Origin of the sequence: Pseudomonas sp. S3E17 (assembly GCF_024168685.1) — a bacterium.
In the GTDB taxonomy this organism is placed as follows: Bacteria; Pseudomonadota; Gammaproteobacteria; order Pseudomonadales; family Pseudomonadaceae; genus Aquipseudomonas; species Aquipseudomonas marginalis.
The window spans coordinates 5,773,796-5,797,687 of record NZ_JALJWE010000001.1 but is presented as its reverse complement, the minus strand read 5'-3'; the positions used below and the strand labels follow the sequence as shown (position 1 = coordinate 5,797,687).

Genomic DNA, 23,892 nt, shown 5'->3' with positions numbered 1-23,892 from the left:
GGTTATGTTTCAGCTAAATCAGCCAAAGGAATGATTTGCAGAGGCTGGGGAATGCTAGCTTTGAGCCATTATTCAGGGGCAATGGAGGTCAAATGTGGGAGGGGGCTTGCTCCCGATGGCGGTGAATCAGTCAATACACGTGTCGACTGAAGCACCGCCATCGGGAGCAAGCCCCCTCCCACACTGGATTGTGTTTACTTGAGAACAGCGTTTATTTCGCGCTGGTAAACGCCAACTTCACCCCAATCGCAATCAACACCGCTCCCATGGTCCGATCAAACCAATGCCCCATCCGCGCAAACCCGGCGCGCACGCGCTGCTGGCTGAACAACATCGCCACCAGGCAGAACCACAACGCCGTCGCCACCGCCAGGTACACGCCGTAGCCAGCCTGAATCGCCAGCGGGGTGTGCGGGTTGATCACCACGGTGAACAGCGACAGGAAGAACAACGTCGCCTTGGGGTTCAGGCCGTTGGTGACGAAGCCTGCGGTAAACGCGCCGCGCGGGGTGCGCTCGCCCGCTTCGCGGTGCAACTCGCCCTCGGCGGCAGGCTTGGCCGGTTTGGCGCGCAGGGCCTTGAAGCCGATGTACAGCAGGTAGGCGGCCGCCGCCCATTTCAGTGCGTTGAACAACACGATGGACTGGGACACGATCAGGCCGATGCCGAGCAGCGAATAGCCCACGTGCAGGAAAATCGCCGAGCCCACGCCCAACGCAGTCCAGGTTCCGGCGCGGCGGCCGTGGGTCACGCTCTCACGCACCACCACCGCAAAATCCGGGCCGGGGCTGGCCACCGCCAACAGGTGAATCAGGGCTACGGTCAAAAACTCGGCGGCGTACATACTCACTCCATTAAGTAACGGATTATTTCATCTGGTAGGCTCGGCAGATTACGCCTTCGAACCCTGTCGCAAAAGGTACAGTTGATGACGAACAATCGCCGCGCCGTCTTCCTTGATCACCCGTCCCTGGATCTGGGCGACCTCGACCTCAGCGAGTTGCACGGCAGCTTCAGCGACTTGCAGTTGTTGACGGGCACCACGCCGCAGAATGTGGTCGAGCGCCTGCAAGGCGCGCAGGTGGCGATCAGTAACAAAATCCCGCTCAACAGCGAGACCCTGGGGGCCTGCCCGGAACTCAAGTTGATCCTGGTATCGGCCACCGGCACCAACAACATTGACCTGGAAGCCGCCCGCGCCCATGGCATCACCGTGAGCAACTGCCAGGGCTACGGCACACCGTCGGTGGCGCAGCACACGATTATGCTGTTGCTCAACCTGGCGACGCGGCTGCAGGACTATCAGCGCGATGTGAGCGCCGGCAAATGGCAAGAGGCCAAACAGTTCTGCCTGCTGGACCACCCGATTGTCGAGCTGGAAGGCAAGACCCTCGGCCTGCTGGGCCATGGCGAACTGGGCAGTGCCGTGGCACGCCTGGCCGAAGCCTTCGGGATGCGCGTGCTACTCGGCGCGATTCCCGGGCGCCCTGCCCGCGCCGACCGCGTGCCCCTGGATGAACTGCTGGCGCAGGTGGACGCACTCACCTTGCACTGCCCGCTCAATGAACACACCCGGGACTTTATCGGCGCCCGTGAATTGGCGCGGCTCAAGCCCGGCGCGTTTATCGTCAACACCGCGCGCGGTGGCTTGATCAACGAGCAGGCCCTGGCCGATGCCCTGCGCAGCGGCCACCTGGGCGGCGCGGCGACCGATGTGCTGAGTGTTGAGCCCCCGGTCAATGGCAACCCATTGCTGGCCGGCGATATTCCTCGACTGATTGTCACCCCCCACAACGCCTGGGGCAGCCGTGAAGCGCGCCAGCGTATCGTCGGCCAACTGGCGGAAAACGCCCGGGGCTTTTTCAGTGGCGCCCCGCTGCGCGTCGTCAGTTGATAAACTGCGCCCCTTTTCAAGGAGCAGACCATGGATCCGCGCAGTGAAGTACTGCTTCGTCAGGCCGAACTTTTTCAAGGCAACCTGCTGCTGGTGGGCCTGCCCGCCGACGACCTGCTGGGTCGCCTGCCCAACGCCCACGGCTGGTGCTGGCATGCCGGCGACCAGGCGGCGCTCGACGCGCGCTTCCCGGAGCGCAGCCAGTTTGGGGTGAATGCGCCCGAGCGCGGGTTCGAGGCGGCGGTGATCTTCCTGCCCAAGTCCAAGGACCTCACCGATTACCTGCTCAATGCCGTGGCAGCGCGACTGCCCGGCGCCGAACTATTCCTGGTGGGGGAGAAAAAAGGCGGTATCGAAAGCGCCGCCAAGCAGATGGCGCCGTATGGCAAACCGCGCAAGCTCGACAACGCGCGGCATTGCCAACTGTGGCAAATCACCGTGGCCAACGCCCCGCAAGCGGTCGAGCTGGAAAGCCTGGCGCAGGTGTTCGATGTGCCGCTGGCCGAAGGCCCGCTCAAGGTGGTGAGCCTGCCGGGTGTATTCAGCCACGGCCGTCTGGATCGCGGTACCGAGCTGTTGCTGGAGCACTTGGACAAATTGCCGAGCGGCCATTTGCTCGACTTCGGTTGCGGCGCCGGTGTGTTGGGGGCGGCTGTCAAACGTCGCTACCCGCACAACAGCGTAACGATGCTGGACGTGGATGCTTTCGCCGCCGCCAGCAGTCGCCTGACCCTGGCCGCCAACGGTCTGGAAGCGGAGGTATTGACCGGTGACGGCATCGACGCCGCGCCGATGGGGTTGAATGCAATCTTGAGCAATCCACCGTTCCATGTCGGCGTGCACACCGACTATTTCGCCACGGAGAACCTGCTGCGAAAAGCGGCGAAACACCTGGCAAAAGGTGGCGAACTTCGCCTGGTGGCTAACAGCTTCCTGAAGTACCAACCGTTGATCGAAGAGCATCTGGGCGTGTGTGCGGTCAAGGCCGAAGGCAATGGTTTTCGCATCTACCGTGCCAAGCGCGGCTGATAGCCGTTTGAAAAAGAACGCTTGCCGAATGGATTTTGCCTAGGCAGAATCCGCTCCGTCCTAGGGGAGTAGTCTCCCACGAGCGCCACGCTCGTCCGGCATACGTCAACATACTTGGTCAACAGGCCATGGCGTATGCGACCCAGGAGTCCGCACAGACGGACCGGGGTTTGACAAGACCTATGACACGCACACCTTACCCGGGGCGGGAAGGCTGTACGTGTCATAGCCGTGTCGACCCGCCCCTGGAAACCTACCTGATGCTGGATTCATTGCTCGTTCCTACCGCAATCGTTGCCTTGGCCGAAATCGGCGACAAGACGCAACTGCTCGCGCTCATCCTTGCCGCACGCTTTCGCAAACCCTGGCCGATCATCGCCGGCATCGTCGCTGCGACCCTGGCCAACCATGCCGCCGCCGGTGCCGTGGGGGCCTGGTTCGGGAGTTTCTTCTCGGATGCGGTATTGCACTGGATTCTCGCGGCCAGCTTCTGCGCCACCGCGCTGTGGACCCTGGTGCCAGACAAACTCGACGATGACGAAGCCAGCACCACGCGCAAGTTCGGGCCGTTCCTGACCACGCTGATTGCATTCTTCCTCGCGGAAATCGGGGACAAGACCCAGATCGCCACGGTGATGCTCGCAGCGCAATACCCGGAACTGTGGCTGGTGATTATCGGCACCACCCTGGGCATGTTGATTGCCAACGTACCGGTGGTTCTGGCGGGGAATTTCGCGGCGGAGAAACTGCCACTGACGTTGATTCGTCGACTGGCGGCAACGGCGTTCTTTGTCCTGGCGATTGTGGCGGTGTACAAGGCCATGCAGAGCAGTGGCTGGATCTAGCTGCAAGCTGCAAGCCTCAAGTTGCAGGAAGAAGCAGTGCTTTTTCTTGCAGCTTGAAGCTTGCTACTTGTCGTTGAAGTCTTAGGACTTCTTGGCCTGCTGGTAGAGCGGCATCACCTTCGGAATCGCCGCCTGCAACGAGGCGATCCGGCTGTCGGAGGCCGGGTGAGTGCTCATGAACTCCGGCGGTGCGCCTTCCGAAGCCTTGGCCATCTTGTTCCACAGCGTGATCGCCGCGTTCGGGTTGTAGCCGGCACGGGCCGCCAGTTCCAGGCCGATCAGGTCCGCTTCGTTTTCATTGCTGCGGCTGTTGGGCAAGGTCATGCCGTAGTTGGCCACGGTATCGGCCAGCGCCAGGCTGTCCTGGCCCAGGCCGAACAACGCACCGGCGCCCTGCTTGGCCATCTCGATGCCGTAGGCCTTGGACATGGCTTCGCGGCCATGCTCCCGCAAGGCGTGGGCGATTTCATGGCCCATCACCGCGGCCAGTTCATCATCGGTGAGCTTGAGGTTGTCGATCAACGCGCTGTACACGAAGATCTTGCCGCCAGGTCCGCAGTTGGCGTTCATCTCATCGCTCTTGATCAGGTTCACTTCCCACTTCCACTGCGCCGCATCCGGGCGGAAGGTCGGCGCCTGGGCGATCAGCCGATTGGCGATCGCCTGCACACGCTTGGCATTGGCACTGGTCTTGTCCAACTGGCCTTTGCTGCTGGCCTCGCCCAGGGTCTGCTGGTAGGACTGGGCGTACATCTGGTCGACTTCCTGGCTCGACAACATGCTGAACATATATTGCTTGCGCTCAACCCCGACGGCGCCGCCGCTGGTGGTGTTGACCGACTGACACCCGGCCAGCAACACGCCTGCCGCCAATACACTTACGGCCAATGATTTCTTCATCAATACACTCTCCCTGAAAAGACGCCCTGAAAACATGGCGCGTATCGTAGGCGCTCATTTGTATCGGCGCCAGATACAACAGACGTGTAACCGATGAATTTCGGACACATCTCACACGCCCGACAACTTCAGTGAGCAACCGGCCTCAGGCTCAGGCCGGGGTCAGGCACTCCGGCCCGTTGAGCTTGGGATCATTGACCATGTTGGCCAGGACTCGCTCACGCAATGGGACCGGCTCACTGGCCAGCAAGCCTTGCAACACATGCAAGGGCGTCTCGGGATCGAGCCAGGCGGCCTGCCCCGCCGTGTCCAGAATCAACGGCCGGCGCTGACTCTGGGCGGCCTGGGTCACCACTGCCGTACTCAGCCACACTTGCTCCTGCACCGGGTACGCCTCCCAGATCGCTGCAAAAAACAGGGTCGAGCCCTCCCCCGGCGTCAGCCAGTACGGACGCTTGCGCTGGGTGCCGCGCCATTCGTAGAAACCGTTGGCGGGCAGCAGGCAACGGCGCTGGCGAAACGCTTCGCGAAACATCGGTTGCTCGGCCAGGGTTTCGGCACGGGCATGGGCCGGGGTGCGGGAAAGGTCAGTCAGCCAGGGCGGCGTCAGGCCCCAGCGCGCCCGTGCCAGGGTGCGCTGGCCTTCATTGAGGCGCTGGATCAGCACCGAATCATTCGGGGAAATGTTCCACTGGGCCTGCTGGTCGGCCGGAAAACCCGGCAGGGCAGCAAAGGTAGGGTTCCAGCGAAACAGGGCATAACGTCCACACATGGGGCAACACGACTCTTGGGTAAACCGACCGACAGCCTAACAGACCAATACGTCGGGGAAGCTGTCGGGTTCGTCGCCGGGCAGGGGTTGCGCACCGATATAGGCGGTAATCAGCTCGCGGGCTTCAGCCGCCCGGTCGTTATCCACTTCCAGCCCCAGCAGGCCGAAGATCGGCAACTCCCCCGTGCCGCCGAGCAAATGGCGCCCTACCAGGTGCGCCTCGATGCCCTCGCTGGCGAGCATTTGCTGCAGCAACTCGCCTTCCATCAGGTTTTCCGGTTCGTAGATTCGCTGCATGGGCGTACCTGTTATTCGTTTTCACTGCGGGTTTCGAGCATCCACTCTTCACCATGGACCTGCAGGTTGAAAATGATCGGTCGGCAACACACCTGACAGTCCTCGATGTAGGTCTGATCACCGCCGGATAAATCCACCGCGGTCTCTACCGCTTCACCACAATAAGGACAATCGTACAGCGCAGTTTCCAGCATCGCAGTCTCCCAGGTGACTTGTGCGTATAATCGCCGGTCTATTTACAGGGCTATTTTCCGGCCGGGCCAATTGCCCGGACCGCACCCTGGTATTTCCTTTACTTACCCTAGCCGTTTCTAACAAGAGAGCATGATGGGCGAATTCGATACCATCCGACCTTACAACGACAGCGAAGTCCCGGCAGTGCTGGCCCGGCTGTTCAGTGACAAGGCCTTTCTGGACATCCTGACCCACTTCCGCTTCCCGCGCTTTGCCGGCGCCCTGGGCTGGCTGCTCAAGCCGATGATCGCGCGCAAACTGCGCCGCGAGTTCGCCGGTGTCACCACCGTGGCCACGCTTCAGGACAAAGTCGAGTATTACGTCGACCACACCATTGACCGGGCGACCGACGGCGTGACCTACACCGGCGTCGAACAGCTCAAATCCGGCACCGCCTACCTGTTCCTGGCCAACCACCGCGACATCGTGATGGACCCGGCCTTCGTCAACTATGCCGTCTACCACGCCGGCCTGCCGACGCCACGGATCGCCATCGGCGACAACCTGCTGCAAAAGCCGTTTGTCAGTGACCTGATGCGCCTGAACAAGAGCTTCATCGTGCACCGTTCGATCACCGGGCGAAAGGAGAAGATGGCGGCGTTCAACCTGCTGTCGGCCTATATCAACCATTCGATCCGCAACGACTGCCAGTCGATCTGGATCGCCCAGGCCGAAGGCCGCGCCAAGGACGGGGATGACCGCACCGAGTCGGCGATCCTCAAGATGTTCCATGTCAGCCGCAAGGACGAGCCGTTTGCCGAGGTGATCCAGTCACTCAACCTGACGCCGGTGTCCATCAGCTACGAGTACGACCCGTGCGATGCCGCCAAGGCCCGCGAACTGTATATCCGCGCCACCACCGGCACCTACGTCAAGGCGCAAGGCGAGGATGACGTCAGCATTGCCCTGGGCATCACCGGCTACAAAGGCCGCGTACATATCAACTTCGCGCCGCCGATTACCGAGCGTTTCGAAGACACCAAGGTCCTGGCGGTAGAAATGGATCGACAGATTCTCGGCGGCTACCGGCTGTTCCCGGTGCACTACCTGGCGTACGCCCAGTGGAGCGATGCCGACCCGCAGTTGCAGGTGCCGAAGGCAGCCGACGTGTTCCCGGCGGATGAACTGGCCAAGGCGAAGGCGGAGTGGGAGCGGCGCTTGAACGAATGCCCGGCCGAGCACCGGCCTTTCCTGGTGGTGCAATACGCGACGCCAGTGCGCAATCAGTATCGGGTCAAGGCCGGGATCCCGCTGTAACCACCGATCAAGAAAATATGGGAGGGGGCAAGCCCCTCCCACATGGGTTCTGCGGTTTTTTAGACTCGGGTGCTGAGCCAGGAAATAGCCAGCGCCAGTCCAAGGCAGGCGAACCCGATGCGGTAAGCCACACGGTGCGCCCGCTCGGTGCGCACATCCAGGAACAGCATGGGCTGGTCGATTGCGCGATCTTCACTTTGCGCCGTCAACTCAGCCATCGCGCGTTGCTCGCGCAGGCGGGTGATGAACAGCAGCGCAGCGCCTGGGCAGGCCACTGATAAAGCCACGGCATTGATCAATAGTGCGGGCAGCGCCATCGCAAACCTCGATGAAACAGTGTCTGGGTATCGGTTCAGATACAAACCTGAACGGTAGTGGCATCGAACGCCAAAACCGCTCCGCCCCCCATGGACGGCTAATGTATCCAGTAATTTACGCCGTCACCTGAACGTCACCTTAACAAGCCACTCTGTTGCCCTTCGAACACTCAGGAGCTTGTCATGCTGCACGCGCACAACCAGGATCGGCTGTATCTGATTGCCCAAAGCGACGAGCAAGAGGCGCTGATCGGCGGCCTGGCGTTCAACGTGCAGGACCGCCACTGGCTGGTGTATTGCGCCCTTGGCGGGCACCAGCATGCAGACTTGCCGGAGGCCGATCTGTTGACGGGGGTGAGCATGCTGGACTTTTGTATCGACACGGCCGCGTGAAACTGAAGGCATAAAAAAACCGGGCTCATCGCTGAGCCCGGTTTTTTGTTTGAGCGATTACTGCGAGCTGAGCAATGAACCGATGCTTGGGTCCTTGAACAGGCGGGTCAAGGCGTCGCTCAGGACGTCGCTGACCAGCTTGGTGTTGGTTTCCTGGTTAGGCGACATGCCGAAGCGCTGGTTCAGCGACGCACCGTAACGGCCGCTGTAGCGACGGGTACCGGCGGTGACGTCGGACTTGAAGGTGGCGCCAATGGACGCCTCGGTCACGTAAAGACCGTCTTTAGGCGACTGATACTTCAACTCGGCCAGGGTGATCGTCAACTGCGGAGCGCCCGGCGCGTTGGGGCTGGGGGTGAACCCCAGCAGGCGCACGGCCGCTTCGGCCTGGGCTTGCAGCTTGGGCAGCACGTCTTGAGCGTTCACCGACACCAGGGCGGTTTCCGGGTACAGGCCACCGCGCGAACCGAGTGTCGGCGACGGACGACCGTCCACCACCCGTACCGACACCGGCTGGCCGTGGCCCACCGGGGCCAGCTGCGTGGTGATTTTCGGTTCCGGGGTCAGTTGCTGCGGGCTGTTGGCGCAGCCAACCAGGGTCAAGCTGGTCACAGTGATCAAACCGAACAACAGGCGTTGCAACATGCGCTTCTCTCCAGAAATCAGGTACCGACAGGCCGGCAGTATAGCGGGGCGCCCCTGCTGGGAACTAGCGTCAGTTACAACCTGTGACCCGGGGCTTCGCCTGCGGTTCGATGTCACCGATATGTCATAGCCGTTACATGGGCTCGTCATCCGAAGCAGGCATGCTTGGCCTCAATCTCAGGAGGTTGATCGCCATGCATTTTCTCTGGTCGCTGTTTACGCGCAAGCCCGCCCTTCGCCAGTTCGCCCTGCTCGATGCGCAAGGCCGCTGCCAGGCCTTCAAAGCGTGCTGCCAGCCTCCCGTCGGCGAAGGCTGGGTGGAAATCGAAGAAATTCGTCTGAGCTGGATGCATCATCCGTTGCCGGCTCGCGCCCGTGTAAGCCCACGCCCAGCGCGGTCGCCACGTCACCAGGCGTTGGCCGCCTGACCGAACGCCTAATAAAAGTCATAAAACCCGCCCATTTCCCCGGCGTTCTTCGCTACAATCTCCCCCCGATTATAAGGACGTCTCCTGATCGGGCCTCGCAGCATCGTTAATGCCTCGGTATTAACCCCAAGAATCGCCCACAGAGAGCCGCCCACACAGATCCTGTGAAGCTGGCGAGCTTGCTGTTTCCTTTGCAAACCACCCGCCTTTGCCGAATCTGCCAGAGCTGCCATTGCGCTCGGCCACTTGAGTTGTTTGCCCGTTTTGCCGCGTGTCGGCAGAGGTTTGCGGGCCAGGTGCCAGGCTGGGGCAGCCCTTTTTTGAGGTTCACGTCTTCAAAAGAGCGTGAAAAAAACGGGTTTTCACAACTTCACAAGAGTGTGGCGAGCAAATGAATAGTTTGGCGTTTGTACAAGCACCATCAGCGTCTGGAACAGCCCAACCACACAGGCCCGAGTACTCCGCAAACACCGGAGCTTGAGCCTGTCCGCTACGGATTGATTGCACGAATCCCACGCTTTGACCATAAGTCGAATTGCCACAGGCGCCCATGAATGCGTTCATAGGCAGATCAGGCCGGGCAGGAAGCGTGTGCTGAATGTGCAAGGAATTGCGAAACGGACATGGCGATCCTGGCCATGGGTAACCTGGGGCAACACGTGAAACGCCCCGTCACTCCTGGCAGCCATGCCGTCAATTTGGTGCTGCAGATTTTGGAGACGCGTTAAATGGCGCATAACGAAGCAGTCGACGTAGTACTGGTAGGGGCCGGCATCATGAGTGCCACCCTGGCCGTACTGCTCAAAGAGCTCGACCCCGGCCTCAAGCTGGAAGTCGTTGAGCTGATGGACTCGGGTGCCGCGGAAAGTTCCAACCCGTGGAACAACGCCGGTACCGGCCACGCCGGGCTGTGTGAGCTGAACTACACGCCCCAGGCAGCCGATGGCTCCATCGACATCAAGAAAGCCGTGCACATCAACACCCAGTTCGAGGTGTCGAAGCAGTTCTGGGCCTACCTGACCAGGAAGGGCACCTTTGGCTCGTCCAAGTCCTTTATCAGCCCGGTGCCGCACCTGAGCTTCGTGCAGGGCGAAAAAGGCGTGGAGTTCCTCAGGAAGCGCTTTGAAACACTCAGCCAGCACCATGCGTTCTCGGACATGCACTACACCGAAGACCGCAGCGAAATGGCCGAGTGGATGCCGCTGATGATGCCGGGGCGTCCGCTCGACGAAAAAATCGCGGCCACCCGCGTGATGAACGGCACAGACGTCAACTTCGGCGCCCTGACCAACCAGCTGCTCACTCACCTGACCAGCTCACCGGACGCCCAGGTCAAGTACAGCAAGCGCGTGACCGGCCTCAAGCGTAACGGCGCGGGCTGGACCGTGAGCATCAAGGACGTCAACAGCGGCAACAGCCGCGAAGTGGACGCCAAGTTCGTGTTCCTCGGCGCCGGTGGCGCGGCCCTGCCGCTGCTGCAGGCCTCGGGCATCGAAGAAAGCAAAGGGTTTGGCGGTTTCCCGGTCAGCGGCCAGTGGCTGCGTTGCGACAACCCGGAAGTGGTCAAGCACCACCAGGCCAAGGTCTACAGCCAGGCCGCCGTGGGCTCGCCGCCGATGTCCGTGCCGCACCTGGACACCCGCGTAGTCGACGGCAAGAAATCCCTGCTGTTCGGGCCCTACGCCGGCTTCACCACCAAGTTCCTCAAGCACGGTTCGTTCCTCGACCTGCCGCTGTCGGTTCGCGCCGGCAACATTGGCCCGATGCTGGCCGTGGCCCGCGACAACATGGACCTGACCAAGTACCTGGTCAGCGAAGTGATGCAGTCCATGGAGCAACGCCTGGAATCCCTGCGTCGCTTCTACCCTGAAGCGAAAGCCGAAGACTGGCGCCTGGAAGTGGCCGGCCAACGGGTGCAAATCATCAAGAAAGACCCGAAGAAAGGCGGCGTGCTGCAATTTGGCACCGAGCTGGTCGCGGCCAAGGACGGTTCGCTGGCTGCGCTGCTGGGTGCCTCCCCGGGCGCCTCGGTGACGGTGTCGATCATGCTGGAATTGATCGAGCGTTGCTTCCCGCAGAAAGCTGCCGGTGAATGGGCGACCAAGCTGCACGAGATCTTCCCGGCGCGGGAGAAGGTCCTGGAGACTGATGCCGAGCTGTATCGCAAGATCAACGCGCAGAACAACATCAGCCTCGAACTGGTTGAATCTGCCGCCGAGACCGGTAGGAGCGAGCTTGCTCGCGAAGATCGTTAACGATAACGCAGCGCATCTGGTTTAACGCGGCGTTCTCTGGTTTTTTGCGAGCAAGCTCGCTCCTACAGTAAAAAGCAAAAACGCCCCGTTCTCGCGATGAGAACGGGGCGTTTTTTTATGCCCAGGAATAATCAGCCGCGGGCGTTGTCGATCAGCTCGATATAGTCGGCGGCGTTACGCTGGTCCTTGATCAGGTCGACAAACGTCTGGCCGTGCTCATCCTTGCCATCCAGGTCCAAACCGGCCGCCTTGAAGAAAACCAGGAAGCGTTCGAAGTCGTCGATACGCAGGCCACGGTAGGCCTTGATCAGTTTGTGCAGGGACGGGGAAGTCGCGTCAACCGGCTCGAAGTCCAGGAACAACTTGATCTGGTCGTCGCCGATCTCGTCACCAATCACCTGTTTCTTATCTTTACGCATTACCGACTCCAGCCAGCAGACATTTACACGGGATTTGAAGTCTACCTGCGAGGCGCAGGCTTCGAAAGCGGTGAAGAACCAATGTGGGCGGGGGCAAGCCCTTCCCACATTGGTTCTTCAGTGTTTTTGCTATTTGCTACGAACAGCACCGGTATGCACATCCGCCCAGACATGCCCGTTGGCGTAACTGAGGAACTGCACATACACCGTGTCATTGCGCAGCAGGTCGACAATCACTCGGTACTGGGCCACCGGGTAGGACAGGGTCAAGGTTTTGCTCTTGTCATCGTAGACCGGCTTTTTCAGGCTTTTGCTTTCGGCATCGAAGTTGAGCACCACCTGGCTGATGGTCGCGCCTTTGTTCAGGGACTTGCCCTTGAGACGGATCATCAGCGGCGAGGTCACCGGGATCGGCTGTTGCGTGGATTGACGCTGGTTGCCCACCACCACCGCATATTCGGTGACTTGCAGCAGTTGCTGCTGGTCAGGGGTTTCGGCGCGCAGGGTCAGATCGTCCGGCGGCAGGAACTGCGCATGCATCGGCGCAGGCGCCGCAGCCAGCGGCAGACTGAGGGTCAACGCCAGGGCGGCGCAGGTGCGTATCAACAGGCTCATGGGCCGCTCCGCAAGAGGTGGCCCAGCACTGTAGCTCAATCGAACTGGGCAAGCATCCAGCGTTGATACTCGGCCACATTGGCGTCGCCTTCACGGGGCGCCCAATCGGCCAGTTCACCTTCGCCCACCGGCCGATAAGGCCCGGCCTTGCACTCGAACATCACCGTGTCGGGCGCCAGCACCACCAGGCCATGGAACACGCCGGGCGGCAGGTCGACGCCCGAGCATTCGCCGCCGGCCTGCATCACGCGCTTGGCGAGCACCTCGCCGGTGTCGCTGAACACCAGCAAGCCCAAGCGGCCCTGGAGGACCAGCAAGGTTTCCGCCTTGTCGGCGCTCAAGTGCCGATGTGGCGGCACGTAGGTGCTGGGCTGCAGGCCCACGGCCAGGCGATGGCACGGCTCTTCCATCTGATGAAAGTTGTGATGATGCCGGCCACGGAGGCTGGCGCCCGCTTTCTCGGCCAACTCGGCAAACAGCGTCTGATCAAGAAAGCGAGTCATGGGTTACATACCTTTGACAGCGTAGATTCCATTGGCGTTGCGCCAGTAGCCCTTGTAATCCATACCGTAACCGAAGATGTAGCGATCGATGCACGGCAGGCCGACGAAATCGGCTTTCAACTCGGGACGGGCCTTGCGGTCGTGGTCTTTGTCGATCAGCACGGCGGTGTGCACCTTACGTGCGCCCGCGTGTTTGCAGAAGTCGATGATCGCGCCCAGGGTGTGGCCCTCATCGAGGATGTCGTCGATGATCAGCACGTCGCGGTCGATGAACGAAACTTCCGGCTTGGCTTTCCAGAACAGGTCGCCGCCGCTGGTTTCGTTGCGATAGCGAGTGGCGTGCAGGTAGGACGCTTCCAACGGGAACTGCAGGTGAGTCAGCAATTTGCCGGCGAAGATCAGGCCACCGTTCATCACGCAAAAGACCACCGGGTTGGTGTCGGCCATCTCGCGGGTGATGTGTGCGCCGACCTTGGCGATCGCTGCTTCGACTTGCGCTTCGGTGTACAGGCAGTCAGCCTCGCGCATGATTTGACGGATATGCTCGAGATCAGCGGACATGGCGCTCTCCAAGGGGTGCTGTGGCAAGAAAAGCGGGCGAAGGTACGCTTCTCATGCGCTCCGAGCAAGCCTTAATGGACTAACGTACTAGATGTCTATAGGACAACACCCTCGGATAGATTAATCTAGGCCGGTTTTTTTGCCCGCCGCCGGAGCCTTTCCCATGCCCACTCGCGAGATCCGCCACCCGCTGATCCGACACAAACTCGGCCTTATGCGCCGCGCCGACATCAGCACGAAGAATTTCCGTGAGCTTGCTCAGGAAGTCGGAGCGCTGCTCACTTACGAAGCCACCAAAGATTTGCCCTTGGAAACCTACGACATCGAAGGTTGGGCAGGCACTGTCCAGGTCGAGAAAATCGCCGGTAAGAAAATTACCGTGGTGCCGATCCTGCGTGCCGGTATCGGCATGCTCGAAGGCGTGCTCAGCCTGATCCCGGGCGCCAAGGTCAGCGCCGTCGGCGTCGCCCGCAACGAAGAAACCCTGCAGGCCCACACCTACCTGGAAAAACTCGTACCGGAAATCAACGAGCGCCTGGCCATGATCATCGACCCGATGCTCGCCACCGGCAGTTCCATGGTTGCCACCATCGACCTGCTGAAAAAAGCCGGTTGCCGGGACATCCGTGCCATGGTGCTGGTGGCCGCGCCTGAAGGCATCGCCGCCGTCGAGAAAGCCCACCCGGACGTGCAGATCTACACCGCCTCCATCGACGAGCGCCTGAACGAACACGGTTACATCATCCCAGGCCTGGGCGATGCCGGTGACAAGATCTTCGGCACCAAGCAGAAGGACGCGTGAGCATGCAGGATGAGTTCAACGACCCGCTTTGGCGCCAGATCCTGTCTGGCGCACAGATGCTCTTCGTAGCATTTGGCGCGCTGGTGTTGATGCCACTGATCACAGGTCTTGATCCAAACGTCGCCCTGTTCACCGCCGGCCTGGGCACGCTGTTGTTCCAGCTGGTGACAGGGCGGCAGGTGCCGGTCTTCCTGGCGTCGAGCTTTGCCTTCATTACCCCGATCATTCTTGCCAAGGGCCAGTTCGGCCTCGCAGCGACCATGGGCGGGGTGATGGCGGCTGGCTTTGTCTATACCTTCCTCGGCCTGGCCGTGAAGATCAAAGGCACCGGTTTCATCGACCGCCTGCTGCCGCCCGTGGTGATCGGCCCGGTGATCATTTCCATCGGCCTGGCCATGGCACCGATTGCCGCGAACATGGCGATGGGTAAATCCGGCGATGGCGCCGAGTTGATTCATTACCAGACGGCGATGATGATCTCGATGCCGGCGCTGCTGACCACGTTGATCGTCGCGGTGTTCGGCAAGGGTATCTTCCGCCTGGTGCCGATCATCTCCGGCGTGCTGGTGGGCTTTGCCATGGCGTTCTACTTTGGCGTGGTCGACACGGCGAAGATCGCCGCCGCCCCGTGGTTCGCCCTGCCCCACTTCACCGCGCCGGAGTTCAACTGGCAGGCGATCCTGTTTATCGTCCCGGTGGCCCTGGCCCCGGCGATCGAACATATCGGCGGCGTGATTGCGGTGGGCAGCGTGACCGGTCGCGACTACCTGAAGAAGCCTGGCCTGCACCGCACCTTGCTCGGTGACGGAATCGCCACCACGGCCGCCGGCCTGTTTGGCGGCCCGCCGAACACCACCTACGCCGAAGTGACGGGCGCGGTGATGCTGACCAAGAACTACAACCCGAAGATCATGACCTGGGCGGCAGTGTTTGCCATCAGCCTGGCGTTCATCGGCAAGTTCGGTGCGCTGCTGCAAAGCATCCCGGTGCCGGTGATGGGCGGGATCCTGTGCCTGCTGTTCGGCTCGATTGCCGCGGTGGGGATGAACACCTTGATCCGCCACAGGATCGACCTGGGTGAAGCGCGCAACCTGGTGATTGTGTCGGTAACCCTGGTGTTCGGCATTGGCGGTGTGCTGGTGGGAACCGGGACCGGCCCGGATGACTTCGGCCTGAAGGGCATTGCCCTGTGTGCGGTGGTAGCGATTGGCCTGAACCTGCTGCTGCCGGGCAATGATGGCTGGAAGAACAAGAAGCCGGATGAGCCGCTGATCTAACACATATGGCAGAACCTAATGTGGGAGGGGGCTTGCTCCCGATGGCAGTGTGTCAGTCAATTCATTAGCTGACTGATACACCGCTATCGGGGGCAAACCCCCTCCCACATTTTTTGATCTTCAGTGTGGCTTAGAGCTCACCTAACCCATCGATCAGCGCCTGGTTCTGCTCCGGCGTACCGATGCTGATCCGCAGGAACTGGGCAATCCGCTCCTGCTTGAAGTGCCGCACGATCACCCCTTGCTCACGCAGCTTGGCCGCCAGGCCGGCTGCGTCGTGCCGTGGGTGGCGGGCAAAGATGAAGTTGGCCGCTGACGGCAACACTTCAAAGCCTTTACCTTCCAGTTGCGCGACCACTTTATTGCGGTTGTCGATGACCAACTGGCACGTCTTGTCGAAGTACGCCCGGTCCTCGAACGCCGCTGCCGCGCCGACAATTGCCAGGCGATCCAGCGGGTAGGAGTTGAAGCTGTTCTTGACCCGCTCCAGCGCTTCGATGAGGTCCGGGTGGCCCACGGCCAGGCCCACGCGCAAACCGGCCAGTGAGCGCGATTTGGACAGGGTCTGGGTCACCAGCAGGTTCGGGTAACGGTCCACCAGGCTGATCGCGGTTTCGCCGCCAAAGTCGATATAGGCTTCATCGACCACCACCACCGAATCCGGGCTGGCCTTGAGAATCTGCTCCACGGCGTCCAGCGCCAGCACACAGCCGGTGGGCGCGTTCGGGTTAGGGAAGATGATCCCGCCGTTGGGCCTGGCGTAGTCCGCTACGCGGATCTGGAACTGCTCGTCCAACGGTACCGGGTCGGACTTGATGCCGTAGAGGCCGCAGTACACCGGATAAAAGCTGTAGCTGATATCCGGGAACAACAGCGGCAGCTCGTGCTGGAACAGGCCGTGGAAGATGTGCGCCAGGACTTCATCGGAGCCGTTACCGAGGAACACCTTGCCGGCGTCTATCCCGTAGTACTTGGCCACGGCCTGCTTGAGCAGGTCGCTGTTGGGGTCCGGGTACAGGCGCAGGTTGTCGTTCAACTCGGCCTGCATCGCAGCCAGCGCCTTGGGCGACGGGCCGTAGGGGTTTTCATTGGTGTTGAGCTTGACCAGCCTGGTCAGCTTCGGTTGCTCGCCGGGCACGTAAGGCACGAGGTCCTTGACGAAGGGGCTCCAGAATTTGCTCATGTGTTATTTCCCCTCTTCCAGGATTCGATACTCAGCACTACGGGCGTGGGCGCTCAAGGATTCACCACGGGCCAGCACCGAAGCGGTCTTGCCCAATTCGGAAGCGCCTAGTGGCGAGCAAAAGATGATCGACGAACGCTTCTGGAAGTCATACACCCCCAGCGGCGACGAAAAGCGCGCGGTGCCGGACGTCGGCAGCACGTGGTTAGGACCGGCACAGTAGTCGCCCAGCGCTTCGCTGGTGTGGCGGCCCATGAAGATCGCACCCGCATGGCGAATCGACGGCAGCCAGGCCTGTGGATCGGCCACGGACAGCTCCAGGTGCTCCGGCGCGATACGGTTGGCCACTTCGATGGCCTGTTCCATGTCGCGCACCAGGATCAGCGCGCCACGACCATTGATCGACTTCTCGATGATCTCGGCGCGGTCCATGGTCGGCAGCAGCTTATTGATGCTGGCGGCGACCTTGTCGAGGAACTCCGCGTCCGGGCTGACCAGGATCGCCTGGGCGTCTTCATCGTGTTCGGCCTGGGAGAACAGGTCCATGGCGATCCAATCCGGGTCGGTCTGGCCGTCACACACCACGAGGATTTCCGACGGGCCGGCGATCATGTCGATACCGACCTGGCCGAACACGTGGCGCTTGGCAGTGGCCACGTAGATGTTGCCGGGGCCGACCACCTTGTCGACCTTCGGCACGCTTTCGGTGCCATAAGCCAGGGCGGCAACCGCTTGGGCACCGCCGATGGTAAACACGCGGTCGACACCGGCAATGCAGGCGGCAGCTAGTACCAGTTCGTTGATTTCACCGCGCGGGGTCGGTACCACCATGACCACCTCGGTGACGCCGGCCACCTTGGCGGGAATCGCGTTCATCAATACCGACGAAGGGTACGAGGCTTTGCCACCCGGCACGTACAAACCCGCACGGTCCAGGGGCGTGACCTTCTGGCCCAGTACGGTGCCGTCGGCCTCGGTGTAGCTCCAGGAATCCTGCTTCTGTTTTTCGTGGTAGCTGCGCACTCGGGTCGCGGCGACTTCGAGGGCCTGGCGCTGGGGCGCGGTGATGCGCGTCAGGGCCAGTTCCAGGCGTTCGCGGGGCAGGATCAGGTCGGACATGGACTTGACGTCCAGACCGTCGAATTGCCGGGTGAAATCCACCAGGGCCGCATCACCGCGCTCGCGCACCGCCTTGATAATGTCGAGGACCCGCTGGTTGACCGAGTCGTCGGACACGCTTTCCCAGCTCAGCAGATGATCCAGATGATGGGCGAAATCCGGGTCGGCAGCGTTGAGTCGGGCAATTGCAGTGGACGTGGTCATAGCGAGGGCCTCAATAGAATTGGCAAAAACTCAGGCGCCCTAAACTAGCAGTCGTTTCCGCTTGGGCACCTGAGAATTCTGGCTATGAGGCGGATAGACGGGCGCAGCTTTTCAGCTACGCGGGTGAGTCAACCGCGGTGTCGAGACTCCACTGCCTGGCGCAGGGTGTCGATCAACGCCTGGATACGGGCGTGCTGCATCTTCATCGACGCTTTGTTGACGATCAGCCGAGAGCTGATGTCGGCGATAAAGTCCTGTGGTTCGAGACCGTTGGCACGCAGGGTGTTACCGGTGTCGACCACGTCAATGATCTTGTCGGCCAGGCCGATCAGCGGCGCCAGCTCCATCGAGCCGTAGAGCTTGATGATGTCGACCTGGCGGCCTTGCTCGGCGTAGTAACGCTTGGCGACGTTGACGAACTTGGTGGCCACGCGCAGGCGGCCTTTAGGCTCGACATCACCGACACGGCCGGCGGTCATCAGCTTGCACAGGGCAATGCGCAGGTCCAGCGGCTCGTACAGGCCTTGGCCGCCGTATTCCATCAACACGTCTTTACCGGCGACACCGAGGTCGGCCGCGCCCTGTTCAACATAGGTCGGCACGTCGGTAGCCCGTACGATCAGCAGGCGAACGTCGTCCTGGGTCGTAGGGATGATCAGCTTGCGGCTCTTGTCCGGATTCTCGGTCGGCACGATGCCCGCTTCAGCCAGAAGCGGCAAAGTGTCGTCAAGGATGCGGCCCTTGGACAGTGCGATGGTCAACATGGGAAACGTCAGTCCTTCATCAGGCTATTGCTGTCCGGTCGCAAACGGCGCCAGACACAGATCGAGGCCATGACAGCCTCGATTTGAAACAAACCAGTGTCTGTAGGAGCGAGCTTGCTCGCGAAAAACGTCAACGATAACGCGTTTATTCAGACTCAACGCGGTGCCCACGAGTTCTTCGCGAGCAAGCTCGCTCCTACAATGCAGTGGGACTAGCCCGGTACGCGGCGGATTTTCGCGCCGAGCATCTGCAGTTTTTCTTCGATGCACTCGTAACCACGGTCTATGTGGTAGATGCGGTCGATCAGGGTATCGCCTTCGGCGATCAGCGCCGAGATCACCAGGCTGGCCGAAGCGCGCAGGTCGGTGGCCATGACTGGCGCGCCCTTGAGCTTCTCGGTGCCGGTCACGATGGCAGTGTTGCCTTCGACCTGGATCTTCGCGCCCATGCGGTGCAGTTCGTACACGTGCATGAAACGGTTTTCGAAGATGGTCTCGATCACGGCACCCGTGCCTTCGGCAATGGCGTTCAAGGAGATGAACTGCGCCTGCATGTCGGTCGGGAACGCCGGGTATGGAGCGGTACGCACGTTAACGGCTTTTGGCCGCTTGCCGTGCATGTTCAGCTCGATCCAGTCTTCACCGGTGGTGATTTCGGCACCGGCTTCGCGCAGTTTTTCCAGGACCGCTTCCAGGATGGTCGGATCGGTGTCCTTGACCTTGACGCGACCACCGGTGACGGCGGCAGCAACCAGGTAGGTACCGGTCTCGATGCGGTCCGGCATCACTTTGTAGGTGGCCGGGTGCAGGCGTTTCACACCGTCGATGGTGATGGTGTCGGTGCCGGCGCCGGTGATGTTGGCACCCATGGCGATCAGGAAGTTGGCCAGGTCGACCACTTCAGGCTCGCGCGCAGCGTTTTGCAGCACACTGCGGCCGTTGGCCAAAGCAGCAGCCATCATGATGTTCTCGGTACCGGTCACACTGACGGTATCAAAGAAGAAGTTGGCGCCACGCAGGCCACCTTCCGGCGCCTTGGCCTTGATGTAGCCGCCTTCGACGTCAATGGTCGCGCCCATGGCCTCAAGGCCACGGATGTGCAGGTCCACCGGACGCGAGCCAATGGCGCAACCGCCAGGCAATGCGACTTCGGCTTCGCCGAAACGAGCGACCATCGGGCCCAATACCAGGATCGACGCACGCATGGTCTTCACCAGTTCGTACGGGGCGATCAGGGTCTTGATGGTGCGCGGATCGATTTCGACGGACAGCTTCTCGTCGATTACCGGCTCAATACCCATGCGACCAAACAGCTCGATCATGGTGGTGATGTCGTGCAGGTGCGGCAGGTTGGCCACGGTCACAGGGCCATCGCACAGCAGGGTCGCAGCCAGGATCGGCAAGGCAGAGTTTTTCGCACCGGAAATGCGAATCTCGCCATCAAGGCGGGCACCGCCGGTAATAATCAATTTATCCATAAGAATCTCGACGCCTTGGGGGCTCAGGTGCGCTCGGCCCAGGCCGCGCGGCTGAAAAATTTCATAGTGACCGCGTGGATGCTGCCATCGGTGATCCACGGGTTCAAATGGGCATAGATCTGCTGCTGACGCTTGACCGGGCTGAGTGCCGCCAGTTCATCGCTAATCACGTTCAGCTGGAAGTTGCAGCCTTCGCCTTCAACTTCTACGTTCGTATCCGGCAGCTTTCCTTCGAGAAAGCTCTTAACTTCTAGGGCCTGCATGATCAACCTCTATCGGCGCCCAGTGCGCACGGGTCGCACATCATACAAAAAAGCCCCGCGCCTGCGAACCCCGCATAGCAGGACTCTGACGGGGGGCTTTATCGATAATGTGTATTAAGGATGCGCCAACAGCTCGGTCAAACCGGAAACTTCGGCGATTTCACGCATGTCTTCGGGCAATGCACGGATGCTGACCGACTTTTTGGCCGCTTCGGCATCACGCATGAAACACAGCAGCAACGACAAGCCGACACTGCTGGACTTGGTTACCGCCGAGCAATCCAGCACCAGCGCAGGGGCCGTGCTGGCCTGGATCAGTGCCTGGCCCTGCTTGCGCAGCTCAGGCCCGGTGCGGTAATCCAGCACGCCGCTGAGCAACAGCTCGCCCGCGTCGCCGAGACGAACAGCCGACTCGGTCATTGCGCAGGTTTCCCAGCGGCTTTATCGGTCTCTTCCTTGGCCTTGGCGACCTCACCGGCCCAACCATTGATGGTTTTGTCCAGGTCGTTGCCATTGCGCTGCATGGCGTCGGCGAACTGATCACGGAACAGCTTGCCGATGTTGATGCCGTTGATGATCACATTGCGCAGTTTCCACTCGCCATTGATCTTCTCCAGCGTGTACTGCACAGGGTAGACGGCACCATTGTTGCCCTTGACGCTCATGTTGACGCTGGTGCGGTCGCCCGACTCATCCCCGGCAGGAGCGACGGTAATGCCCTGATTGTTGTACTCGAGCAAAGCGTTGCCATAGAACTGGAACAGGCCGCGCTTGAAGTTTTCCTGGAACGTTTGCATTTGCGCAGGTGTGGCCTTGCGCGAATATTTGACCGTCATGATGCTGCGCGAAATACCTTCAGCATCGACGACCGGGCCCACGATGCTGTTCAGCGCCTCGTAGAATTTGCTCGGGTCTTGCTTGTACTGCTCTTTATTGGCAGTCAGGTCAGCCAACATCTTGTTGGTAGTGTCCTGCACCAGTTCGTGCGCAGAACCCGCTGCGTTGGCCATCAACGGCAGCGCTGCCAGCAGTACCAGGAGGCCACGTCGCAAGGTAGAGATCATGTACAGATTCCTCATTTGGCGTCTTTATTGACCGTATTGAGCAGGAATTTACCGATCAGGTCTTCAAGTACCAGCGACGACTGCGTGTCGTGGATGGTCGAGCCATCCTTGAGCAGGGCTGTTTCCCCGCCCACACTGACACCGATGTACTTCTCGCCCAGCAGGCCCGCAGTGAGGATAGATGCAGTGGAGTCGGTCGGCAGATTATCTACCTTCTTGTCCAGTTGCATCGTCACTCGACCGGTGAAGCTGTCGCGATCCAGATCGATTGCCGTGACCTTGCCGATGGTCACACCGGCCATGGTCACTTTAGCTCTGACAGTCAAACCGGCGATATTGTCGAAGTACGCGTAAAGTTTATAAGTATCGGCGGTGGGGCTGGCCGAAAGGCCGCTGACTCGCAGGGCCAGCAACAGTAAAGCCAGGATGCCAGCCAGCAAGAAAAGGCCGACACCGATTTCCACAGTGCGGTTTTGCATCAGAAATCTCCAAACATCAAGGCGGTCAAAATGAAGTCAAGGCCCAGTACTGCCAACGAGGCGTACACAACGGTCTTGGTGGTGGCGCGACTGATCCCTTCTGAAGTGGGCTCACAGTCATAGCCTTGGAATACGGCGATCCAGGTCACTACAAAGGCGAAGACGATGCTCTTTATAACGCCATTGAGCACGTCACCGCTGAAGGTCACGCTGTTTTGCATGTTGGCCCAGTAAGAGCCGTCGTAGACCCCCAGCCAGTCCACCGCCACCCACGAGCCGCCCCAGATACCAACCACGCTGAAGATCATCGCCAGCAATGGCAGGGAAATAAAGCCGGCCCACAGGCGCGGGGCAACAATGTACTTGAGCGGGTCCACGCCGATCATTTCCAGGCTGGACAACTGCTCGGTGGACTTCATGTTGCCGATTTCGGCGGTCAACGCGGAACCTGCACGCCCGGCGAACAGCAACGCGGTCACGACCGGCCCCAGTTCACGCAGCAGCGTCAGGGCAACCATCTGCCCCACCGCCTGCTCCGAACCGTAGCTGGACAGGATATTGAAGCCCTGCAACGCCAGCACCATCCCGATGAACACCCCGGAGACCACAATGATCACCAGGGACATCACGCCCACCGAGTGCAGCTGCTTGATCAACAGGCCGAAGCCGCCACCAATGCCACCGCGGCCGAGCAACGCGTGAAACAGGAAAATCGTCGAGCGGCCCAGCACTTCGACGATGTCGATACCGGATCGACCGAAAAGGCGAACCTTCTCGATGAGAGATGTCTTGCGCATCAGCGCTTCCCCAGAAGGTCTGAGCGGTAATCCGCTGCCGGAAAATGAAAAGGCACAGGGCCATCGGGATCGCCGGTCATGAATTGGCGAATACGCGGGTTGTCGGCGTTCATTAGCTCTTCAGGCGTACCCTGCCCCAGCACCTGGCCATCGCCGACTACATAAAGGTAATCGGCAATGCTCGCGGTTTCTGCAAGGTCATGGGAGACCACGATGCTGGTGATACCCAGCGCATCGTTAAGCAGACGGATCAGGCGTACCAGCACGCCCATGGCAATAGGATCCTGGCCGACGAAGGGCTCGTCGTACATGAGGATCTGCGGGTCAAGGGCAATGGCACGCGCCAGGGCCACGCGGCGCTTCATGCCGCCGGACAGTTCGTCGGGCATCAGGTCGATGGCGCCGCGAAGGCCCACGGCCTGCAATTTCAGCAACACAATGTCACGAATCATTTCATCGGACAGCTGGGTATGCACCCGCAACGGAAACGCCACGTTCTCGAACACATCGAGGTCGGTAAACAGCGCACCGCTCTGGAACAGCACTCCCATATGCTTGCGCGCATCGAACAGATCGCTGCGCGACAGCGTCGGCAGGTTCTGGCCGTTGACCCATACTTCACCGGCGCTGGGGCGCAATTGCATGCCCATCAGACGCAGCAGCGTGGTCTTGCCGCAACCCGACGGCCCCATGATGCCCGTGACCTTGCCGCGGGGAATGCGAATATCGACGTTATTGAAGATGCTGCGCGTCCCGCGCTTGAAGGTCAGTCCCTTCAGCTCGACCGCGTAGGCGTTATCGGCACTCATCTAAACTCCTTGGGATGCAGCCTCTCACTCAGACACCATGCATGCGACAAACGTTTGCAACGGTGACGCATATAGATAGCCATATGGGCTGGGCGGACCGAACTGGCGGCGAACTATATCACTGCTGGTACAGGGCGCCCAAGGCCGGAACTGCGCTAGTTCAGTTTAGGGACAGGGAAAAAACGTTGCTGGCTATGTTACTGAGGATGGATCTCAGGCATTCGTTGAATAAAGCCTGACGAACTTGCGTGAGGGAATTGATCATTACCGCTATAATCGCCGACTTTTC

The 23,892-nt window shown here is 60.7% G+C and carries 30 protein-coding genes and 1 riboswitch; of the genes, 9 read left to right on the top strand and 21 right to left on the bottom strand.

Features of this window, described 5'->3' with window-relative positions; genetic code table 11:
* Positions 1–211 precede the first annotated feature (211 nt).
* The gene (locus J3D60_RS26250; RefSeq protein ID WP_065938546.1) at positions 212–844 is read right to left on the bottom strand and encodes a LysE family translocator; all 633 of its coding nucleotides are present in this window, start codon (positions 842–844) and stop codon (positions 212–214) included.
* Between the two features lie 84 nt (positions 845–928).
* On the opposite strand from J3D60_RS26250, the gene J3D60_RS26245 reads away from it, so the two are divergent.
* The 3 genes from J3D60_RS26245 to J3D60_RS26235 all read left to right on the top strand — a co-directional run bounded on the left by J3D60_RS26245 (position 929) and on the right by J3D60_RS26235 (position 3,768).
* Positions 929–1,894: a 2-hydroxyacid dehydrogenase gene (locus tag J3D60_RS26245; RefSeq protein WP_065938545.1), complete on the top strand. Its 966-nt coding sequence runs from the start codon at positions 929–931 to the stop codon at positions 1,892–1,894.
* 30 nt (positions 1,895–1,924) lie between these two features.
* Complete coding sequence (locus tag J3D60_RS26240; RefSeq protein WP_065938544.1) at positions 1,925–2,923, top strand: class I SAM-dependent methyltransferase; 999 nt, start codon at positions 1,925–1,927, stop codon at positions 2,921–2,923.
* A 51-nt stretch (positions 2,924–2,974) separates the two neighbouring features.
* Positions 2,975–3,094, top strand: a riboswitch (yybP-ykoY riboswitch).
* A gap of 89 nt (positions 3,095–3,183) precedes the next feature.
* Positions 3,184–3,768, top strand: a complete 585-nt coding sequence (locus tag J3D60_RS26235; protein WP_005784895.1) for a TMEM165/GDT1 family protein — start codon at positions 3,184–3,186, stop codon at positions 3,766–3,768.
* An 81-nt stretch (positions 3,769–3,849) separates the two neighbouring features.
* Here J3D60_RS26235 and J3D60_RS26230 read toward each other — a convergent pair whose 3' ends face one another.
* The 4 genes from J3D60_RS26230 to J3D60_RS26215 form a co-directional block, all read right to left on the bottom strand.
* On the bottom strand, positions 3,850–4,668 hold the full coding sequence (locus J3D60_RS26230) for a M48 family metallopeptidase (protein WP_027604784.1): 819 nt from the start codon (positions 4,666–4,668) through the stop codon (positions 3,850–3,852).
* Between the two features lie 151 nt (positions 4,669–4,819).
* On the bottom strand, positions 4,820–5,440 hold the full coding sequence (locus J3D60_RS26225) for an SOS response-associated peptidase (protein WP_065938543.1): 621 nt from the start codon (positions 5,438–5,440) through the stop codon (positions 4,820–4,822).
* A gap of 36 nt (positions 5,441–5,476) precedes the next feature.
* Positions 5,477–5,737 (bottom strand): DUF2007 domain-containing protein, encoded by a 261-nt coding sequence (locus J3D60_RS26220; protein ID WP_027604786.1) that lies wholly within the window; start codon positions 5,735–5,737, stop codon positions 5,477–5,479.
* Positions 5,738–5,748: 11 nt separating this feature from the next.
* Entirely contained in the window at positions 5,749–5,931 is a 183-nt protein-coding gene (locus tag J3D60_RS26215; RefSeq protein WP_027604787.1) for a CPXCG motif-containing cysteine-rich protein, read from the bottom strand.
* Positions 5,932–6,064: 133 nt separating this feature from the next.
* On the opposite strand from J3D60_RS26215, the gene J3D60_RS26210 reads away from it, so the two are divergent.
* Positions 6,065–7,228, top strand: a complete 1,164-nt coding sequence (locus J3D60_RS26210) for a 1-acyl-sn-glycerol-3-phosphate acyltransferase (RefSeq protein ID WP_174556991.1) — start codon at positions 6,065–6,067, stop codon at positions 7,226–7,228.
* A 59-nt stretch (positions 7,229–7,287) separates the two neighbouring features.
* Here the strand turns inward: J3D60_RS26210 and J3D60_RS26205 are convergent, their stop codons facing one another.
* Positions 7,288–7,545: a hypothetical protein gene (locus J3D60_RS26205; protein WP_253493307.1), complete on the bottom strand. Its 258-nt coding sequence runs from the start codon at positions 7,543–7,545 to the stop codon at positions 7,288–7,290.
* 183 nt (positions 7,546–7,728) lie between these two features.
* Here J3D60_RS26205 and J3D60_RS26200 point away from each other — a divergent pair, with 183 nt between their 5' ends.
* Positions 7,729–7,938: a hypothetical protein gene (locus tag J3D60_RS26200; RefSeq protein WP_027604790.1), complete on the top strand. Its 210-nt coding sequence runs from the start codon at positions 7,729–7,731 to the stop codon at positions 7,936–7,938.
* Positions 7,939–7,995: 57 nt separating this feature from the next.
* Here J3D60_RS26200 and J3D60_RS26195 read toward each other — a convergent pair whose 3' ends face one another.
* Complete coding sequence (locus tag J3D60_RS26195; protein WP_025855554.1) at positions 7,996–8,583, bottom strand: YajG family lipoprotein; 588 nt, start codon at positions 8,581–8,583, stop codon at positions 7,996–7,998.
* 194 nt (positions 8,584–8,777) lie between these two features.
* Here J3D60_RS26195 and J3D60_RS26190 point away from each other — a divergent pair, with 194 nt between their 5' ends.
* A complete protein-coding gene (locus J3D60_RS26190; protein WP_092487029.1) occupies positions 8,778–9,011 on the top strand; it encodes a hypothetical protein in 234 nt (77 codons plus the stop codon).
* 728 nt (positions 9,012–9,739) lie between these two features.
* Positions 9,740–11,266, top strand: coding sequence for a malate dehydrogenase (quinone) (gene mqo / locus J3D60_RS26185; protein WP_065938541.1), 1,527 nt, complete (start codon positions 9,740–9,742; stop codon positions 11,264–11,266).
* A gap of 131 nt (positions 11,267–11,397) precedes the next feature.
* Here the strand turns inward: mqo and J3D60_RS26180 are convergent, their stop codons facing one another.
* The 4 genes from J3D60_RS26180 to J3D60_RS26165 form a co-directional block, all read right to left on the bottom strand.
* Positions 11,398–11,685, bottom strand: coding sequence for a PA4642 family protein (locus tag J3D60_RS26180; protein ID WP_027604794.1), 288 nt, complete (start codon positions 11,683–11,685; stop codon positions 11,398–11,400).
* A 129-nt stretch (positions 11,686–11,814) separates the two neighbouring features.
* A complete protein-coding gene (locus J3D60_RS26175; protein WP_027604795.1) occupies positions 11,815–12,300 on the bottom strand; it encodes a hypothetical protein in 486 nt (161 codons plus the stop codon).
* A gap of 35 nt (positions 12,301–12,335) precedes the next feature.
* Positions 12,336–12,803, bottom strand: coding sequence for a WbuC family cupin fold metalloprotein (locus tag J3D60_RS26170; protein ID WP_065938539.1), 468 nt, complete (start codon positions 12,801–12,803; stop codon positions 12,336–12,338).
* A gap of 3 nt (positions 12,804–12,806) precedes the next feature.
* A complete protein-coding gene (locus J3D60_RS26165; protein ID WP_027604797.1) occupies positions 12,807–13,364 on the bottom strand; it encodes a hypoxanthine-guanine phosphoribosyltransferase in 558 nt (185 codons plus the stop codon).
* Positions 13,365–13,527: 163 nt separating this feature from the next.
* Here J3D60_RS26165 and upp point away from each other — a divergent pair, with 163 nt between their 5' ends.
* Both upp and J3D60_RS26155 read left to right on the top strand, forming a co-directional pair.
* Positions 13,528–14,166, top strand: a complete 639-nt coding sequence (gene upp / locus J3D60_RS26160) for a uracil phosphoribosyltransferase (protein ID WP_027604798.1) — start codon at positions 13,528–13,530, stop codon at positions 14,164–14,166.
* A 2-nt stretch (positions 14,167–14,168) separates the two neighbouring features.
* A complete protein-coding gene (locus tag J3D60_RS26155) occupies positions 14,169–15,443 on the top strand; it encodes a uracil-xanthine permease family protein (protein ID WP_027604799.1) in 1,275 nt (424 codons plus the stop codon).
* Positions 15,444–15,573: 130 nt separating this feature from the next.
* On the opposite strand, the gene hisC is transcribed toward J3D60_RS26155, so the two are convergent.
* The 10 genes from hisC to J3D60_RS26105 form a co-directional block, all read right to left on the bottom strand.
* Positions 15,574–16,626: a histidinol-phosphate transaminase gene (gene hisC, locus J3D60_RS26150; RefSeq protein WP_027604800.1), complete on the bottom strand. Its 1,053-nt coding sequence runs from the start codon at positions 16,624–16,626 to the stop codon at positions 15,574–15,576.
* 3 nt (positions 16,627–16,629) lie between these two features.
* The gene (hisD, locus tag J3D60_RS26145; RefSeq protein WP_065938538.1) at positions 16,630–17,949 is read right to left on the bottom strand and encodes a histidinol dehydrogenase; all 1,320 of its coding nucleotides are present in this window, start codon (positions 17,947–17,949) and stop codon (positions 16,630–16,632) included.
* Positions 17,950–18,077: 128 nt separating this feature from the next.
* Positions 18,078–18,713 (bottom strand): ATP phosphoribosyltransferase, encoded by a 636-nt coding sequence (gene hisG, locus J3D60_RS26140; protein ID WP_065938537.1) that lies wholly within the window; start codon positions 18,711–18,713, stop codon positions 18,078–18,080.
* 212 nt (positions 18,714–18,925) lie between these two features.
* A complete protein-coding gene (gene murA, locus J3D60_RS26135) occupies positions 18,926–20,191 on the bottom strand; it encodes a UDP-N-acetylglucosamine 1-carboxyvinyltransferase (protein WP_024073479.1) in 1,266 nt (421 codons plus the stop codon).
* 23 nt (positions 20,192–20,214) lie between these two features.
* Entirely contained in the window at positions 20,215–20,454 is a 240-nt protein-coding gene (locus J3D60_RS26130; RefSeq protein ID WP_027604803.1) for a BolA family protein, read from the bottom strand.
* Between the two features lie 114 nt (positions 20,455–20,568).
* The gene (locus J3D60_RS26125) at positions 20,569–20,874 is read right to left on the bottom strand and encodes a lipid asymmetry maintenance protein MlaB (RefSeq protein WP_065938536.1); all 306 of its coding nucleotides are present in this window, start codon (positions 20,872–20,874) and stop codon (positions 20,569–20,571) included.
* Complete coding sequence (locus J3D60_RS26120; RefSeq protein ID WP_065938535.1) at positions 20,871–21,518, bottom strand: phospholipid-binding protein MlaC; 648 nt, start codon at positions 21,516–21,518, stop codon at positions 20,871–20,873. The genes J3D60_RS26125 and J3D60_RS26120 overlap by 4 nt, the downstream gene beginning before the upstream one ends.
* Before the next feature lie 11 nt (positions 21,519–21,529).
* Positions 21,530–21,997 (bottom strand): outer membrane lipid asymmetry maintenance protein MlaD, encoded by a 468-nt coding sequence (mlaD, locus tag J3D60_RS26115; protein WP_003171814.1) that lies wholly within the window; start codon positions 21,995–21,997, stop codon positions 21,530–21,532.
* Entirely contained in the window at positions 21,997–22,794 is a 798-nt protein-coding gene (mlaE, locus tag J3D60_RS26110) for a lipid asymmetry maintenance ABC transporter permease subunit MlaE (RefSeq protein WP_065938534.1), read from the bottom strand. Before mlaE ends, mlaD begins: the two co-directional genes overlap by 1 nt.
* Complete coding sequence (locus J3D60_RS26105; protein WP_003171811.1) at positions 22,794–23,603, bottom strand: ATP-binding cassette domain-containing protein; 810 nt, start codon at positions 23,601–23,603, stop codon at positions 22,794–22,796. Before J3D60_RS26105 ends, mlaE begins: the two co-directional genes overlap by 1 nt.
* Positions 23,604–23,892 lie beyond the last annotated feature (289 nt).

Excerpts from the sequence above, each read along its gene's own strand:
- J3D60_RS26250 (WP_065938546.1), bottom strand. The coding sequence starts at position 844 with ATGTACGCCGCCGAGTTTTTGACCGTAGCCCTGATTCACCTGTTGGCG.
- J3D60_RS26245 (WP_065938545.1), top strand. The coding sequence starts at position 929 with ATGACGAACAATCGCCGCGCCGTCTTCCTTGATCACCCGTCCCTGGAT.
- J3D60_RS26240 (WP_065938544.1), top strand. The coding sequence starts at position 1,925 with ATGGATCCGCGCAGTGAAGTACTGCTTCGTCAGGCCGAACTTTTTCAA.
- J3D60_RS26235 (WP_005784895.1), top strand. The coding sequence starts at position 3,184 with ATGCTGGATTCATTGCTCGTTCCTACCGCAATCGTTGCCTTGGCCGAA.
- J3D60_RS26230 (WP_027604784.1), bottom strand. The coding sequence starts at position 4,668 with ATGAAGAAATCATTGGCCGTAAGTGTATTGGCGGCAGGCGTGTTGCTG.
- J3D60_RS26225 (WP_065938543.1), bottom strand. The coding sequence starts at position 5,440 with ATGTGTGGACGTTATGCCCTGTTTCGCTGGAACCCTACCTTTGCTGCC.
- J3D60_RS26220 (WP_027604786.1), bottom strand. The coding sequence starts at position 5,737 with ATGCAGCGAATCTACGAACCGGAAAACCTGATGGAAGGCGAGTTGCTG.
- J3D60_RS26215 (WP_027604787.1), bottom strand. The coding sequence starts at position 5,931 with ATGCTGGAAACTGCGCTGTACGATTGTCCTTATTGTGGTGAAGCGGTA.
- J3D60_RS26210 (WP_174556991.1), top strand. The coding sequence starts at position 6,065 with ATGGGCGAATTCGATACCATCCGACCTTACAACGACAGCGAAGTCCCG.
- J3D60_RS26205 (WP_253493307.1), bottom strand. The coding sequence starts at position 7,545 with ATGGCGCTGCCCGCACTATTGATCAATGCCGTGGCTTTATCAGTGGCC.
- J3D60_RS26200 (WP_027604790.1), top strand. The coding sequence starts at position 7,729 with ATGCTGCACGCGCACAACCAGGATCGGCTGTATCTGATTGCCCAAAGC.
- J3D60_RS26195 (WP_025855554.1), bottom strand. The coding sequence starts at position 8,583 with ATGTTGCAACGCCTGTTGTTCGGTTTGATCACTGTGACCAGCTTGACC.
- J3D60_RS26190 (WP_092487029.1), top strand. The coding sequence starts at position 8,778 with ATGCATTTTCTCTGGTCGCTGTTTACGCGCAAGCCCGCCCTTCGCCAG.
- mqo (WP_065938541.1), top strand. The coding sequence starts at position 9,740 with ATGGCGCATAACGAAGCAGTCGACGTAGTACTGGTAGGGGCCGGCATC.
- J3D60_RS26180 (WP_027604794.1), bottom strand. The coding sequence starts at position 11,685 with ATGCGTAAAGATAAGAAACAGGTGATTGGTGACGAGATCGGCGACGAC.
- J3D60_RS26175 (WP_027604795.1), bottom strand. The coding sequence starts at position 12,300 with ATGAGCCTGTTGATACGCACCTGCGCCGCCCTGGCGTTGACCCTCAGT.
- J3D60_RS26170 (WP_065938539.1), bottom strand. The coding sequence starts at position 12,803 with ATGACTCGCTTTCTTGATCAGACGCTGTTTGCCGAGTTGGCCGAGAAA.
- J3D60_RS26165 (WP_027604797.1), bottom strand. The coding sequence starts at position 13,364 with ATGTCCGCTGATCTCGAGCATATCCGTCAAATCATGCGCGAGGCTGAC.
- upp (WP_027604798.1), top strand. The coding sequence starts at position 13,528 with ATGCCCACTCGCGAGATCCGCCACCCGCTGATCCGACACAAACTCGGC.
- J3D60_RS26155 (WP_027604799.1), top strand. The coding sequence starts at position 14,169 with ATGCAGGATGAGTTCAACGACCCGCTTTGGCGCCAGATCCTGTCTGGC.
- hisC (WP_027604800.1), bottom strand. The coding sequence starts at position 16,626 with ATGAGCAAATTCTGGAGCCCCTTCGTCAAGGACCTCGTGCCTTACGTG.
- hisD (WP_065938538.1), bottom strand. The coding sequence starts at position 17,949 with ATGACCACGTCCACTGCAATTGCCCGACTCAACGCTGCCGACCCGGAT.
- hisG (WP_065938537.1), bottom strand. The coding sequence starts at position 18,713 with ATGTTGACCATCGCACTGTCCAAGGGCCGCATCCTTGACGACACTTTG.
- murA (WP_024073479.1), bottom strand. The coding sequence starts at position 20,191 with ATGGATAAATTGATTATTACCGGCGGTGCCCGCCTTGATGGCGAGATT.
- J3D60_RS26130 (WP_027604803.1), bottom strand. The coding sequence starts at position 20,454 with ATGCAGGCCCTAGAAGTTAAGAGCTTTCTCGAAGGAAAGCTGCCGGAT.
- J3D60_RS26125 (WP_065938536.1), bottom strand. The coding sequence starts at position 20,874 with ATGACCGAGTCGGCTGTTCGTCTCGGCGACGCGGGCGAGCTGTTGCTC.
- J3D60_RS26120 (WP_065938535.1), bottom strand. The coding sequence starts at position 21,518 with ATGATCTCTACCTTGCGACGTGGCCTCCTGGTACTGCTGGCAGCGCTG.
- mlaD (WP_003171814.1), bottom strand. The coding sequence starts at position 21,997 with ATGCAAAACCGCACTGTGGAAATCGGTGTCGGCCTTTTCTTGCTGGCT.
- mlaE (WP_065938534.1), bottom strand. The coding sequence starts at position 22,794 with ATGCGCAAGACATCTCTCATCGAGAAGGTTCGCCTTTTCGGTCGATCC.
- J3D60_RS26105 (WP_003171811.1), bottom strand. The coding sequence starts at position 23,603 with ATGAGTGCCGATAACGCCTACGCGGTCGAGCTGAAGGGACTGACCTTC.